This window comes from Streptomyces sp. NPDC007808, from assembly GCF_042868655.1.
GTDB lineage: Bacteria > Actinomycetota > Actinomycetes > Streptomycetales > Streptomycetaceae > Streptomyces.
Genome location: NZ_JBIAEQ010000003.1, coordinates 642,796 through 655,782, shown reverse-complemented (window position 1 = coordinate 655,782; position 12,987 = coordinate 642,796). Strand labels below are relative to the sequence as shown.

The window sequence follows — 12,987 nt, the reverse complement described above, 5'->3', positions numbered from 1 at the left end:
TCCATACCCTGTTCAGGGTTCCCCGTTGGGGAGTCGCAATCCGGCGTCGGGACTCGATCGCGACGCTTCTGCGTGCTGCCCCGAACACCGGGCAAGAGTATCAGCCGACTGAAGTGTCAAGGCGCTGCTTTGCCGGGTGCTGACGAGTTCTATGCTCGCGGCATGGCTGATGTTCTTCCTCTGGTCGAGGCCCGGTTGCGCACCGCGCTGGGCGAACCGGACGCGCGCGCGGCGGTCACCTTCCTCGGTACGGACCGCATCGAGGTGCTCCGCTTCCAGCAGGGCGACATCGTCCGCTACGCCACGCTCGGCATGTCCGCGCAGCCCATGAACGACCCCACGGCGATGGTCGCCGACCCGGTCAAGGGCCCCCGCGCCGAGCTGGTCCTCTCGGTGCGCTCCGGCATCGCCGACACCGACAAGGTGCTGCGCCCGCTCGCGGTGCTCGCCGCGTCCCCGCAGGTGGAGGGTGTGATCGTGGCACCGGGCGCCTCCCTGGACGTGGGTGAGCCGCTGTGGCCCGAAGCTCCCTTCACCTCGGTCCTGGTGGCCGAGCCGGGCGGCCTCGTCGAGGACCTGGAGCTGGACGGGCCCGCCGGACCTGTGCACTTCCTGCCCCTGCTGCCCATGACCCCGAACGAGGCGGCCTGGAAGCGGGTGCACGGTGCCCAGGCGCTCCAGGAGCGCTGGCTGACGAGCGGGACGGACCTGCGGGATCCCACCCGCGCGTCCGTCCCGCTGGCGTGAGCAACCTCACCAACCGGTGGCTGAAAACCGTCAGTTGGCGAAGACGGTGACACCGTCCTCGGCCGAGTGCTCGGGCTGCAGTCCCGTCGCCTCGTGGATGAGCGCCTTCCGCCGTACGACGACCACGAGCGCGCCCGCCACGGCCGTGACCGCGGCCACCACGAACGGCACCCGGACGCTGCCGCTCACCGACCGATCCGCTGCCGCAGGATTTCGCCCGCTCGCGCGTCGAGGGGGTGCATGTCCGTTCTCCCATCCCCACGGTTCTGGTTGGCAGTTGCATGCGCCATGTTAGCCAAGCTAATTAATGTTAGTTACATCTAAATTTGTTTGGTGAAGGGTTCCGCCCGGACGGGTGATCGTCCTTGACGTGACGCGGAAGGGGTAGGACCGTGGGGCCCTATGAGGGGCGAACCCAGTTGCCCGAAGTGTGGTGGCCGGGTCAGGGCTCCCGGACTCTTCGCCGACGCCTGGCAGTGTGACGTGCACGGCACCGTCCACCCGGTGCAGCCCGTGATCCCGCCCAGCGTCGAGGCCCTCGGTGTCGTGGTGCATCGCACCCAGGTGCCGGTGTGGATGCCGTGGCCGCTGCCGATCGGCTGGCTGTTCACCGGGGTCGCCAGTGCCGGCGACGACCGCAGTGGCGGCCGGGCGACGGCCGTCGCCTGCTCCGGACCCGGTCCGCTCGGCGGCATGGGCGAACTGATCCTGGTCGCCGAGGAACTCGGTGTCGGTCTCGGCGCGCGCTACGCGGGCATGGACGGCCCGGATCCGGGGCCGTACCTGAACGTCGAGAAGCCGCCCCAGGCCAAGGTCCTCGCCGCCGGCCGCCCGACTCCGCTGTGGCATGTCTCCGGCACGCCCGGCGACCGTGCGGTCTTCGCCGGGGAGGCGCTCGGGATGTGGCTGTGGGCGGTCGTGTGGCCGGAGCAGTCCGGGCTGCTGATGTACGACGAGATGGTGCTGACCGATCTGCGAGACGCGGGGGCCGAGCTGGACCTGGTGCCGTGCGGGGCGTTGTCGCCGCGTCTGATGGAGCCGTAGGTCGCCCGGATGTAAGGGGTGCTCGGCCGTTCGGGTGTGACAGGGGTCGTTGAAAATCCGGTTATCCTTGAGCGGCCCTCTCCGTTCGAACGGGCCCTTCCGCTTGAACGGCCCTTTCCGTCTCGTCGTCTGGAGTTCGCGTGCGTATCGACCTGCACACCCACTCCACCGCTTCCGACGGCACGGACACCCCGGCCGAGCTGGTGCGGCGCGCCGCCGCGGTCGGACTGGACGTCGTGGCGCTCACCGACCACGACACCACCCGCGGACACGCCGAGGCGATCGCCGCGCTGCCGGAGGGGCTCACCCTCGTCACCGGCGCCGAGCTGTCGTGCCGTGTCGACGGCATCAGCATGCACATGCTGGCCTACCTCTTCGATCCCGCGGAGCCCGCGCTGCTCGCCGAGCGTGAGCTGGTGCGCGACGACCGGGTGCCCCGCGCCCAGGGCATGGTCGCCAAGCTCAACGCGCTGGGCGTGCCCGTCACCTGGGAGCAGGTGCTGCGGATCGCCGGTGACGGCTCGGTCGGCCGGCCGCACGTCGCCTCGGCGCTCGTCGAGCTCGGAGTCGTACCGACCGTGGGCGACGCCTTCACCGAGGACTGGCTGGCCGACGGCGGCCGGGCCTTCGTGGAGAAGCACGAGACCGACCCGTTCGAGGCGATCCGGCTGATCAAGGCCGCGGGCGGTGTCGCCGTCTTCGCGCACCCGGCCGCCAGCAAGCGGGGCCGTACGGTTCCGGAGGCCGCGATCGCCGACATGGCCACGGCCGGCCTCGACGGCATCGAGGTCGACCACATGGACCACGATCCCGACACGCGCGCGCGGCTGCGCGGGCTCGCCAAGGAGCTCGGGCTGCTGACGACCGGGTCCAGCGACTACCACGGCAGCCGCAAGACGTGCGTGCTCGGGGAGTACACCACCGATCCCGAGGTGTACGGCGAGATCACGCGGCGGGCGACCGGCGCGTTTCCCGTGCCGGGGACCGGCGGGGTCTAGATCGCCTTCCCTTCCGTTCACAGGCACCCGACGCCGTCGGTCGTGCCCGCCCGTTCCTTCCCCCATGCCCTGAGGGCTCGGGGACCCCAGCGGAACGTCTGCCCACAGCGGTAGCGGCACAGCGGTACCACTCCTGCCTGCCCACCGCGCGAACCACCCACGTCGCAAGGCCCCTCACCCATGTTCGACCTCGCCGTCTTCGGCTCCCTCTTCCTGACCCTCTTCGTGATCATGGATCCGCCCGGGATCACCCCGATCTTCCTCGCGCTCACCGCGGGCCGCCCGGCCAAGGTGCAGCGTCGGATGGCCTTCCAGGCCGTCTGTGTGGCCGGCGGTGTCATCGCGATCTTCGGGCTCCTCGGCCACCAGATCCTCGACTACCTGCACGTATCCATTCCCGCGCTGATGATCGCGGGCGGGCTGCTGCTCCTGCTGATCGCGCTCGACCTGCTCACCGGCAAGACGGACGAGCCGAAGCAGACCAAGGACGTCAACGTCGCCCTCGTACCCCTGGGCATGCCCCTGCTGGCCGGGCCGGGAGCGATCGTCTCCGTGATCCTCGCCGTGCAGAAGGCCGACAGCGTGGCCGGCCAGGTGTCGGTGTGGTCGGCCATCCTCGCCATCCATGTCGTGCTGTGGCTCGTGATGCGGTACTCGCTGCTGATCATCCGGGTCATCAAGGACGGCGGCGTGGTCCTCGTGACGAGGCTCGCGGGCATGATGCTGTCGGCGATCGCCGTGCAGCAGATCATCAACGGGGTGACCCAGGTGATCAGGGGAGGGTGACGGACGGCGGGGGCCGAGGGCTGCCCCGCCCGTGATCGCTCCGCCCACGCACAAGGGCCCCGCACGGCGTCGCTGCCGTACGGGGCCCTGAAGCATCAAGAAAAAGACTTACGACATCACGAAGCCGTGGGTTCGGTCGGGCGGATCCAGAGCCGCTGGCCGATCGCGGCGGCCTGCTGAACGATCCGGTTGACGGAGGCGGCGTCCACGACGGTGCTGTCCACGGCCGTGCCGTCGACCTCGTCGAGTCGCATGATCTCGAAGCGCATGGCTTCTCCCTTCGTCCGGTCATCCTCCTGAGGAGAACTACTGCGTTACACATGTATGCAACCAGTCGCGCGTTACAAACATTCCCTACGCTAAAGAAATTTTTCGAACGACTAACTACTGACGGGTAAGCGTTCGTCGAGGGATAGGACGAGACGGACCGGGACCGGTTGTGTTCGCAGCGTGACCGCCGGGACAATGGAGATGATGAACGACGACCTCGCGGCGCTCGGCGCCCGCATCGACCGCACCAACGAGCTGCTGCAACGCATGCTCGCCGAGGTGGCGAAGACGCCCTCCACCCATGCGATCTTCGTCGACGCGGGTTATCTGTACGCCGCCGCGGGCCGGCTGGTCTCCGGAACGGAGGACCGCCGGGCCTTCGATCTGGACGCCGAAGGGCTGATCGAGGCGCTCATCGACAAGGCGCGCACGATCTTCGCGGACAGCAGGCTGCTGCGGGTCTACTGGTACGACGGCGCCCGCCGCCGTATCCACACGGCGGAACAGCAGTCGATCGCCGAGCTTCCCGACGTGAAGGTGCGATTGGGCAACCTCAACGCCAACAATCAGCAGAAGGGCGTCGACTCGCTCATCAGGACCGACCTGGAGTCACTGGCCCGGCACCGCGCCATCAGCGACGCGGCCCTGCTCGGCGGGGACGAGGACCTGGTGTCGGCGGTCGAGGCCGCGCAGGGGTACGGCGCGCGGGTGCACCTGTGGGGCATCGAGGCGCCCGAGGGCCGCAACCAGGCCGAACCGCTGCTCTGGGAGGTCGACAGCCAGCGCACCTTCGACCTCGACTTCTTCAAGCCGTACGTCTCCCGGCGCACCGCGGCCGCATACGAGGCGGCGGGCGCCCGGCCGACCCGCGAGGACGTGCGGTTCGTCGGCGCACAGATTGCTGCGAAGTGGCTCGCCGCCCGGGGGCGTGAGTCACTCGTCGAGCTGCTGCCCGGCCACCCGTACCTGCCCGGGTCCGTGGACCAGGATCTGCTGGTGGAGGCGGAGGGGCTGCTCCAGTACTCACTGCGCGGGCAGGCGGATCTGCGGCGGGCCCTGCGGGACGGCTTCTGGGAGCACCTCCAGGCGCAGTACTAGGCGCCCGCCGGCGGTCGTCCGGCGATGCTGCCCGCAGGATCCACCCCGTCGACGCCGTCCCAGAAGTCGGCCACGGCCCGCGCGGTGAGCAGGGGCTGGTCGGCGTTGGGGGAGTGCTCGGCGCCGGGAATGATCGTGCGGCGCGCCTTGAGCCGGGCCGCCATGTCGTCGAGGACGGGGACCGGCCAGGTGTCGTCGCTGGCGCCGGACAGGACGTGGAACGGCAGCGGGAGCGCGGCGAGTTCGTCGACGCGGTCCGGTTCCGTGGTCAACTGCCGCCCCGTCGCGAGAAGTTGCGCGGGCTTCGTGCCGAGCCAGCGGCGGCGCAGCAGCTCCAGTCCGCCGATGCCGCGCGCCGGACCGCCGACCTCCTCGGGCGGCCCCATGGCGAGGATCGCCTCCCAGGTCTCGGCCATCGTCATCACCCCGAGCGCGTCCCGCAGGAGCTTCACGCGCTGCTGCTGGGAGTCGGAGATCTGGGCCGGACCCGACGCCATCAGGGTCAGCGAGCAAAACGGGGCGTGGTCCAGCAGGACGGCGGCGCGGGCGATCTGGCCGCCGAGTGAGTGACCGAGGAGGTGCAGGGGGCCGTCACCGGCGTCGAGGGCCGCTGCCTGGGCGAGGACGTCCTGGGCCAGTTCCTCCCGCGCGTACGCGGATTCGTCGTCCTCGGGTCCGTCCGACTCGTGCTGCCCGCGTCCGTCGACGGCGACCGTGCGGTAGCCGCGCGCCCCGAGCGACTCGTGCATCAGCGTGAAGTCCTCCTTGCTGCCCGTGAACCCGGGGAGCAGCAGGGCGACACCGCGGGGCTCGACGCCGGGGGCGACGGGATGGTCGACCACCGCGAAGGTGCCACGGGAGGTGCGCAGGGGGTAGGCGCGGGCGTTCGGAGGCGGGGTGAAGACGGGTTCGGTGGTCACGGGGGGAGGGTAGCGGGTGGGGCGCGGAATGCCGACGGCCCGGCCCCACCTCGGATGGGACCGGGCCGTCGTACGGCGATCAGCTCTCCGCGGGCTCCGCGGCGACCGTGGCCTTGCGGGTGCGGCGGCGCGGCGCGGGCGCCTCGGTGGCCGCGGGTTCCTGCGTGGCCTGGGCCGGGATGTCCGCGGCCGGAGCGGAGGACGCCACCGTCTTGCGGGTGCGGCGTACCTTCGGCTTGGCCTCGGTGGCCTCGCCCGTGTCGGGCTCGGTGACGGCCGCGGCGGTCTTGCGGGTGCGGCGCGGCTTGGCCTCGGTGGCCTCGGCGGTGTCGACGGCGCTTTCCGCTGCGGCGGTGGCCTTGCGGGTGCGGCGTGCCTTGGGCTTGGCCTCGGTGGCCTCGCCCGTGTCGGGCTCGGTGACGGCCGCGGCGGTCTTGCGGGTGCGGCGCGGCTTGGCCTCGGTGCCTTCGGCGGTGTCGACGGCGCTTTCCGCTGCGGCGGTGGCCTTGCGGGTACGGCGTGCCTTGGGCTCGGCCTCCTCGGCCTCCGGCTCCTGGGCCGGCTGGGCCGGGGCGGCGGCGGCCTCGACGGACGCCGCGGTCTTGCGGGTGCGGCGCGTCCTGGGCTTGGCCTCGGCGGCCTCGGCGGTGTCGACGGCGCTCTCCGCTGCGGCGGTGGCCTTGCGGGTACGGCGAGCCTTCGGCTCGGCCTCCTCGGCCTCCGGGGCTTCCGGCGCCGCCGGGGTCTCCCGTACGGCCTCGGTGGCTCCCTCCGCCGTGGCCACCGCTGTCTCGGCGGCGGCCGTGGCCTTGCGGGTACGGCGGCGCGGCTTGGCGGCCGGAGCCTCCTCGGGCTCCGAGACCCGCGTGGCCTCCGCCTCGGGCGCCGTCACGGTCTCGGCCGAAGTCGCCTCGGTCTCCGCCGACTTGCGCGTCCGGCGACGGCGCGGCTTCGCCGGGGCCTCCTCGGCGGTGTCCAGGGTCGGACCCTCCGCCGTGGTCACGGCGGCCTCGGCGGTCTCCGCCGCGGTCGTGACGGCCGGGGCCGACTCGGCCGCCGCCCCACCGCGGGTGCGGCGGCGACGGCGCGGCGTGCGAGGCGCGGTGACGGACTCCGCCGTGGCGGACTCGGTCGTCTCGTCCGGCGTCGCCGTACCGGCGGGCGCCGACGTCGCGTCCAGCGGTGACCCGCCGCGCGTGCGGCGGCGGCGACGCGGCGTACGCGCCGAGCGCTCACGGTCCGACGAGGAGGAGCGGGACTCGTCCCGGCCACCCCGGCCACCGCGACCGCGCGCACCGCGTCCACCGGTCTCGCCGAGGTCCTCCAGCTCCTCCGCCGCCAGCCCGGCGCGCGTGCGCTCCGAGCGGGGCAGGACACCCTTGGTGCCCGCGGGGATCTTCAGGTCCTCGAAGAGGTGCGGGGACGTGGAGTACGTCTCCGGCGGGTCGTTGAAGTTCAGCTCCAGCGCCTTGTTGATCAGCTGCCAGCGCGGGATGTCGTCCCAGTCGACGAGCGTGATCGCCGTACCCGTCTTGCCCGCGCGGCCCGTACGGCCGATGCGGTGCAGGTACGTCTTCTCCTCTTCCGGCGACTGGTAGTTGATGACGTGCGTCACGCCCTCGACGTCGATGCCGCGCGCGGCGACGTCGGTGCAGACGAGCACGTCCACCTTGCCGTTGCGGAACGCCCGCAGCGCCTGCTCGCGGGCGCCCTGGCCGAGGTCGCCGTGGACCGCGCCGGAGGCGAAGCCGCGCTGCTGGAGCTGGTCGGCGAGGTCGGCCGCGGTGCGCTTCGTGCGGCAGAAGACCATGGCCAGACCCCGGCCCTCGGCCTGCAGTATGCGCGCGACCATCTCGGGCTTGTCCATGTTGTGCGCGCGGTAGACGTGCTGCGCGATGTTCGCGACCGTCACGCCCTCGTCGTCCGGCGCGGTGGCGCGGATGTGGGTGGGCTGCGACATGTAGCGGCGCGCGAGGCCGATCACCGCGCCCGGCATGGTCGCCGAGAACAGCATGGTCTGGCGCCGGTTCGGCAGCATGTCGATGATCTTCTCGACGTCCGGCAGGAAGCCCAGGTCGAGCATCTCGTCGGCCTCGTCCAGGACGAGCGCCTTGATGTGCTTGAGGTTGAGCTTCTTCTGGCCCGCGAGGTCCAGCAGCCGGCCCGGGGTGCCGACGATCACGTCGACGCCCTTCTTGAGGGCCTCGACCTGGGGCTCGTAGGCGCGGCCGCCGTAGATCGCGAGGACGCGCACGTTGCGCACCTTGCCCGCGGTCAGCAGGTCGTTGGTGACCTGCGTGCACAGCTCGCGGGTGGGCACGACGACGAGCGCCTGCGGGGCGTCGGTCAGGTCCTCGGGCTCGGCACGGCCGGCCTCGACGTCCGCGGGGACGGTGACGCGCTCCAGGAGCGGCAGACCGAAGCCCAGCGTCTTGCCGGTGCCGGTCTTTGCCTGGCCGATGACGTCCGTGCCGGAGAGGGCGACGGGGAGGGTCATCTCCTGGATGGGGAAGGGGTTGACGATGCCGACGGCCTCAAGGGCCTCGGCGGTCTCGGGAAGGATTCCGAGCTCTCGGAAAGTCGTAGTCAGGGTGCTGCCTCTTCTGTGTACGCGGTGCGAGGCGAGCGCGGGGGTCTTGACGGACCGTGCCGGGGACGTCGGCTGCCGTACGGTCGGGCCGTAAGACACGGGACCACTGCCGACGCTCTAGCGCTCGTACCGCTGAGGGTGTCCCTCCGGTCGTCGTACGCACAGTGCCGTACGGCCAGGGAGGGCTGTCGGGTCGGAGCCGATCGGGCCACCGACCGGGCATCCTCATAACGTGCGGCCCGTCGAGTACGTCAGAGTACTCAGCGGGCGCATTACCACCATACCCCGGAAACGCGCACATGTGATGGCCGAATTGGTCACGTAGTCGGCGTCACACTGGTTGACCAGGGCCTTCCGTGACACGGTGAGCGGGCTATTGTGCGCTTCATGACGACGCCTGACAACACCCCTGACGCCTCCGACACCGCCGCCTCCACCGTCGAACACACCGGGGTCGCCGCCCAGGACTGGGCGCAGGCCTCCGCCGATCCGCAGTACCGGGCCGCTGTCGTGGACCTGCTCGGCGCGCTGGCCTACGGGGAGCTGGCGGCGTTCGAGCGGCTGGCGGAGGACGCCAAGCTGGCGCCGACGCTGGCGGACAAGGCGGAGCTGGCCAAGATGGCGTCGGCCGAGTTCCACCACTACGAGAAACTGCGGGACCGGCTCACCGAGATCGGGGCGGAGCCGACGCAGGCCATGGAGCCGTTCGTCGCCGCGCTGGACGGGTTCCACAAGCAGACGGCACCGTCGGACTGGCTCGAAGGGCTGGTCAAGGCCTACGTCGGCGACTCGATCGCCAGTGACTTCTACCGGGAGGTCGCGGCACGGCTCGATTCGGACACGCGCGGGCTCGTGCTCGCCGTGCTCGATGACACCGGGCACGCGTCCTTCGCCGTGGAGAAGGTGCGGGCCGCGATCGACGCCGATCCTCGCGTGGGCGGGCGGCTCGCGCTGTGGGCTCGCCGGCTGATGGGGGAGGCGCTGTCCCAGTCGCAGCGGGTGGTCGCGGACCGGGATGCGCTGTCGACGATGCTCGTGGGCGGCGTCGCGGACGGGTTCGACCTCGCGGAGGTCGGAAAGATGTTCTCGCGGATCACCGAGGCGCACACGAAGCGGATGGCCGCCCTGGGGCTCGCGGCCTGACACCGATCCGGCACCGGGGGCCGCCGGCCCCCGGACGCCCGCTCGCGCCCCTGTGCGCCTGAAGGCACGTCACGTTCGCGGCGGCCGGTCCTCGGGGTCTACGCGGTCGCCGAGTGCCGGCGGAGTCTTCCCGCCGGGCGTACCAGGAGGGAGAGCGAGGCGGCGGAGACGATCGCCGAGCCGACCAGAATCACGAAGAGGTTGCCGAAATCCAGCGCCGTGTGCGTGATGAAGGCGCCGAAGAGAGCACCCGCGACACCCGTCGGCAGGACCAGGGAACGGGTCGGCATGCGGTGTGGCAGGCGGTGGGCGGCAGCCCACGCCAGGGCCAGGCCGAGGATCGCGGAACTCAGCGCTTCCAGGAGCATGTCGGGGTCCCTCCCACATGGCCGGCCTGCACGAAACAGTCGTAGCCCGTCATACCCCTGACCTGCGGAAGGCAATCATCCCCTGTGATCGATCCGTGCTCCATCCGTGGAGGACGAGCGGTGGCGGGGGCCCACCGGGTCGAAAAAAGGGAGGGGCCCGGCGACCTGAGTCGCCGGGCCCCTCCCGTCACCTCTGCCCTTCGGCGCCTTCCTACAGCGCGCCGAAGCCCACCTTGCGCGGGGCCGGCTCACCGAGCTCCACGTACGCGAGACGGTCGGCCGGGACCAGGACCTTGCGGCCGTGCTCGTCCACGAGGCTCAGCAGCTGCGACTTCCCGGCCAGCGCCTCGGACACCGCCCGCTCGACCTCCTCGGCACTCTGACCGCTCTCCAGAACGATCTCGCGGGGCGCGTGCTGCACGCCGATCTTGACCTCCACGGCTATGTCCCTCCGACGGTCAGTGAAGTGCGCGACCTTTACGCGCCGTACCCAGCACACATTAGCCCGGTGAGGGGACGTACACCGTCCGCCCGAGAACGCCAGGAGCGAACAGCGGACGGGAACGAACCGCCCGCACGCGCGCGTGGGTGCCGGTAAGGCGCCACGCGCGCGTGCGGGTCGATGTCAGTGGTGCTCGGAGCCGTGCAGCGGGAAGCCCGCGATACCGCGCCAGGCCAGCGAGGTGAGCAGCTGCACCGCCTGGTCGCGCGGGACGCTGCGGTCGCTGTGCAGCCAGGACCGGGCCACGACCTGGGCCAGCCCGCCGAGGCCGGAGGCGAGCAGCATCGACTCCGCGCGGGAGAGGCCGGTGTCCTCGGCGATGACGTCGCAGATCGCCTCGGCGCAGTCGTTCGTGACCTTGTCTACGCGCTCGCGCACGGCGGGCTCGTTCGTCAGGTCCGACTCGAAGACCAGGCGGAAGGCGCCGCCGTCGTCCTCGACGTACGCGAAGTACGCGTCCATCGTCGCCCGCACGCGCTGCTTGTTGTCGGTCGTCGACGCGAGCGCGTTGCGTACGGCCTGGATCAGCGACTCGCAGTGCTGGTCCAGCAGGGCGAGGTAGAGGTCGAGCTTGCCGGGGAAGTGCTGGTACAGCACCGGCTTGCTGACGCCGGCGCGCTCGGCGATGTCGTCCATCGCGGCAGCGTGGTAGCCCTGCGCGACGAAGACCTCCTGGGCGGCGCCCAGCAGCTGGTTCCGTCGGGCACGGCGTGGCAGGCGAGTGCCCCGCGGGCGTGCCGCCTCTGTCTGCTCGATGGCTGTCACGCCGCCTCCCAAGATCGTCCACATGCGGTGTGCGCCGCGCCGCCATCGTACTTTTCGGTAACCCGGGTGTGCGCGGTGTGAGCGCAGAATTTCACGGACCGGACGGTGACGAAAGTCGCACAGAAGGTTTGAAACCGATGCAGAACGGGCAAGGATCGGCGCTCTTTCCTGTTCATTCCTGTTTCAGTGGCCCCCGGAGGGGCTCCTGTCATCGATAGTCGTCCTCGTCGATGGAGACGACGCGCGCCTGTTCGACCAGGTCGGCCTCGTTGGCCCGGTCCGGGTCCACGCCCGTCAGCGGATCGTCGCGATCCGGCTTGACGTCGGCGTGCTGTTCCGCGGCGTCGGCCGCGGGGGCCTCGACGTCGAACTCCGGGGCTTCCTCGGAGTCGTCGGTCGCGAACGTCTCGGGGTCTGTGGGGTCGACGGACATGGCGGGCTCCCTTCCTAGAACGTCCCCGGGGGGCACGACGTCCCTGGGCGAAGCAGGGGTGCTCCTACGGGTGCCCTGCGTACGAGCCTAGGAGACACCGGTTCCGGACGCTATGTGATGTGCCGGGGATGTGCGGGCGATTCAAGCGTGCGCCGGGCGGCTTGCGTGACCGCGGTGCCCGAGCCGTGTTCCCCTTCCGGATCTCTGCCATGTACGTGACGACTTGTGACGGCGAACACATGAACCAGGGTGTGATCATCTCGTAACATTGCCGCATGTCTTCGACCGAGCTGCCGTCCGTGCCGGCCGCCAATGTGCTTCCCAGGGTGGCGGCCGTCAGGGTCGCGGAGGGCGAGCGGCTGCGGTCGGTCGGTCTGCCGGGAATGACGCTGACGGTGCGGTCGAGGCCGCCCGCGCGCGAGGGGCTGCCGCCCGCGTTGTTCGTCCACGGGCTCGGCGGTTCCTCGCAGAACTGGTCGGCGCTGATGCAGCAGCTGGAGGGCGATGTCGACGGCGAGGCCGTCGATCTGCCGGGCTTCGGCGACTCGCCCCCACCGGACGACGGCGACTACTCCATCACCGCGCACGCACGCGCGGTGATTCGCTGTCTCGACGCCTCCGACCGCGGTCCCGTACACCTCTTCGGCAACTCGCTCGGCGGCGCGGTCGCCACGCGCGTCGCCGCGGTCCGGCCGGACCTGGTCCGTACCCTCACCCTCGTGTCGCCCGCGCTTCCGGAGCTCCGTGTCCAGCGCACCGCCGTGCCCACCGGGCTGCTGGCGGTGCCCGGCGTGACCGCGCTCTTCACCCGGCTCACCAGGCAGTGGACGGCGGAGCAGCGGGTGCGGGGAGTCATGCAGCTGTGCTACGGCGACCCCGGGCGGGTGACGCCCGAAGGGTTCCGCCACGCGGTCGAGGAGATGGAACGCCGCCTGCAACTGCCGTACTTCTGGGACGCGATGACACGTTCGGCACGCGGACTGGTCAACGCCTACACCCTGGGCGGCCAGCACGCGCTGTGGCGCCAGGCGGAGCGGGTGCTGGCGCCGACGCTGCTCGTCTACGGCGGCCGGGACCAGCTCGTGGGCTACCGCATGTGCCACAAGGCCGCGCGCAGCTTCCGCGACTCCCGCCTGGTGACCCTGCCGGAGGCGGGACACGTGGCGATGATGGAGTACCCCGAGATGGTCGCCCGTGCGTTCCGTGACCTCGTCGCGGAGGCGGGGGAGTCACCGGTCGCCGGGCACACCGTTCGTGCGGGCGTGACCAGGAGCGCGAGCAAGGGCGAGGCCGTATCCGAGAACGCGGGGAGCTGAGGCGCGA

The 12,987-nt window shown here is 71.2% G+C and carries 14 protein-coding genes and 1 pseudogene; 7 read left to right on the top strand and 8 right to left on the bottom strand.

Annotation, left to right across the window (positions count from 1 at the left end; all coding sequences use genetic code 11):
* Nucleotides 1–162: 162 nt before the first annotated feature.
* Complete coding sequence (locus ACFYNL_RS14680) at nucleotides 163–747, top strand: suppressor of fused domain protein (RefSeq protein WP_388802088.1); 585 nt, start codon at nucleotides 163–165, stop codon at nucleotides 745–747.
* Nucleotides 748–777: 30 nt separating this feature from the next.
* Here ACFYNL_RS14680 and ACFYNL_RS14675 read toward each other — a convergent pair.
* Nucleotides 778–927 (bottom strand): annotated as a pseudogene (locus ACFYNL_RS14675) (MFS transporter); the annotation flags it as partial.
* A gap of 222 nt (nucleotides 928–1,149) precedes the next feature.
* On the opposite strand from ACFYNL_RS14675, the gene ACFYNL_RS14670 reads away from it, so the two are divergent.
* The 3 genes from ACFYNL_RS14670 (at nucleotide 1,150) to ACFYNL_RS14660 (ending at nucleotide 3,575) form a co-directional block, all read left to right on the top strand.
* Nucleotides 1,150–1,791, top strand: a complete 642-nt coding sequence (locus ACFYNL_RS14670; RefSeq protein ID WP_388802085.1) for a DUF6758 family protein — start codon at nucleotides 1,150–1,152, stop codon at nucleotides 1,789–1,791.
* A 140-nt stretch (nucleotides 1,792–1,931) separates the two neighbouring features.
* Complete coding sequence (locus ACFYNL_RS14665; RefSeq protein ID WP_388802083.1) at nucleotides 1,932–2,789, top strand: PHP domain-containing protein; 858 nt, start codon at nucleotides 1,932–1,934, stop codon at nucleotides 2,787–2,789.
* Nucleotides 2,790–2,969: 180 nt separating this feature from the next.
* Entirely contained in the window at nucleotides 2,970–3,575 is a 606-nt protein-coding gene (locus ACFYNL_RS14660; protein WP_388802080.1) for a MarC family protein, read from the top strand.
* A 116-nt stretch (nucleotides 3,576–3,691) separates the two neighbouring features.
* Here the strand turns inward: ACFYNL_RS14660 and ACFYNL_RS14655 are convergent, their stop codons facing one another.
* Nucleotides 3,692–3,844 carry a hypothetical protein gene (locus tag ACFYNL_RS14655; RefSeq protein WP_019757098.1) on the bottom strand — a complete coding sequence of 51 codons (153 nt, stop codon included), beginning with the start codon at nucleotides 3,842–3,844 and terminating at the stop codon, nucleotides 3,692–3,694.
* Between the two features lie 205 nt (nucleotides 3,845–4,049).
* On the opposite strand from ACFYNL_RS14655, the gene ACFYNL_RS14650 reads away from it, so the two are divergent.
* Nucleotides 4,050–4,943 (top strand): NYN domain-containing protein, encoded by an 894-nt coding sequence (locus ACFYNL_RS14650; protein WP_388802725.1) that lies wholly within the window; start codon nucleotides 4,050–4,052, stop codon nucleotides 4,941–4,943.
* Here ACFYNL_RS14650 and ACFYNL_RS14645 read toward each other — a convergent pair.
* Nucleotides 4,940–5,863: an alpha/beta fold hydrolase gene (locus ACFYNL_RS14645; RefSeq protein WP_388802077.1), complete on the bottom strand. Its 924-nt coding sequence runs from the start codon at nucleotides 5,861–5,863 to the stop codon at nucleotides 4,940–4,942. The two genes, ACFYNL_RS14650 and ACFYNL_RS14645, sit on opposite strands and share 4 nt — an antisense overlap.
* Nucleotides 5,864–5,942: 79 nt before the next feature.
* Entirely contained in the window at nucleotides 5,943–8,360 is a 2,418-nt protein-coding gene (locus tag ACFYNL_RS14640) for a DEAD/DEAH box helicase (RefSeq protein ID WP_388802722.1), read from the bottom strand.
* A gap of 471 nt (nucleotides 8,361–8,831) precedes the next feature.
* On the opposite strand from ACFYNL_RS14640, the gene ACFYNL_RS14635 reads away from it, so the two are divergent.
* Nucleotides 8,832–9,596: a ferritin-like fold-containing protein gene (locus tag ACFYNL_RS14635; protein ID WP_019754245.1), complete on the top strand. Its 765-nt coding sequence runs from the start codon at nucleotides 8,832–8,834 to the stop codon at nucleotides 9,594–9,596.
* Nucleotides 9,597–9,694: 98 nt separating this feature from the next.
* On the opposite strand, the gene ACFYNL_RS14630 is transcribed toward ACFYNL_RS14635, so the two are convergent.
* The 4 genes from ACFYNL_RS14630 to ACFYNL_RS14615 all read right to left on the bottom strand — a co-directional run bounded on the left by ACFYNL_RS14630 (nucleotide 9,695) and on the right by ACFYNL_RS14615 (nucleotide 11,664).
* On the bottom strand, nucleotides 9,695–9,964 hold the full coding sequence (locus tag ACFYNL_RS14630; RefSeq protein WP_388802074.1) for a hypothetical protein: 270 nt from the start codon (nucleotides 9,962–9,964) through the stop codon (nucleotides 9,695–9,697).
* Between the two features lie 211 nt (nucleotides 9,965–10,175).
* Entirely contained in the window at nucleotides 10,176–10,403 is a 228-nt protein-coding gene (locus tag ACFYNL_RS14625) for a DUF3107 domain-containing protein (protein WP_019754243.1), read from the bottom strand.
* A gap of 186 nt (nucleotides 10,404–10,589) precedes the next feature.
* Nucleotides 10,590–11,231, bottom strand: coding sequence for a TetR/AcrR family transcriptional regulator (locus tag ACFYNL_RS14620; RefSeq protein ID WP_388802071.1), 642 nt, complete (start codon nucleotides 11,229–11,231; stop codon nucleotides 10,590–10,592).
* Nucleotides 11,232–11,439: 208 nt separating this feature from the next.
* Entirely contained in the window at nucleotides 11,440–11,664 is a 225-nt protein-coding gene (locus ACFYNL_RS14615; protein ID WP_388802068.1) for a hypothetical protein, read from the bottom strand.
* 275 nt (nucleotides 11,665–11,939) lie between these two features.
* Between ACFYNL_RS14615 and ACFYNL_RS14610 the strand changes: the two genes are divergently transcribed.
* Nucleotides 11,940–12,980, top strand: coding sequence for an alpha/beta fold hydrolase (locus tag ACFYNL_RS14610; protein WP_388802064.1), 1,041 nt, complete (start codon nucleotides 11,940–11,942; stop codon nucleotides 12,978–12,980).
* Nucleotides 12,981–12,987 lie beyond the last annotated feature (7 nt).

What these genes read in the sequence shown, in the direction of transcription:
- ACFYNL_RS14660 (WP_388802080.1), top strand. Translation starts at nt 2,970, where the DNA reads ATGTTCGACCTCGCCGTCTTCGGCTCCCTCTTCCTGACCCTCTTCGTG.
- ACFYNL_RS14615 (WP_388802068.1), bottom strand. Translation starts at nt 11,664, where the DNA reads ATGTCCGTCGACCCCACAGACCCCGAGACGTTCGCGACCGACGACTCC.
- ACFYNL_RS14670 (WP_388802085.1), top strand. Translation starts at nt 1,150, where the DNA reads ATGAGGGGCGAACCCAGTTGCCCGAAGTGTGGTGGCCGGGTCAGGGCT.
- ACFYNL_RS14610 (WP_388802064.1), top strand. Translation starts at nt 11,940, where the DNA reads ATGTCTTCGACCGAGCTGCCGTCCGTGCCGGCCGCCAATGTGCTTCCC.
- ACFYNL_RS14630 (WP_388802074.1), bottom strand. Translation starts at nt 9,964, where the DNA reads ATGCTCCTGGAAGCGCTGAGTTCCGCGATCCTCGGCCTGGCCCTGGCG.
- ACFYNL_RS14640 (WP_388802722.1), bottom strand. Translation starts at nt 8,360, where the DNA reads ATGACCCTCCCCGTCGCCCTCTCCGGCACGGACGTCATCGGCCAGGCA.
- ACFYNL_RS14680 (WP_388802088.1), top strand. Translation starts at nt 163, where the DNA reads ATGGCTGATGTTCTTCCTCTGGTCGAGGCCCGGTTGCGCACCGCGCTG.
- ACFYNL_RS14650 (WP_388802725.1), top strand. Translation starts at nt 4,050, where the DNA reads ATGAACGACGACCTCGCGGCGCTCGGCGCCCGCATCGACCGCACCAAC.
- ACFYNL_RS14655 (WP_019757098.1), bottom strand. Translation starts at nt 3,844, where the DNA reads ATGCGCTTCGAGATCATGCGACTCGACGAGGTCGACGGCACGGCCGTG.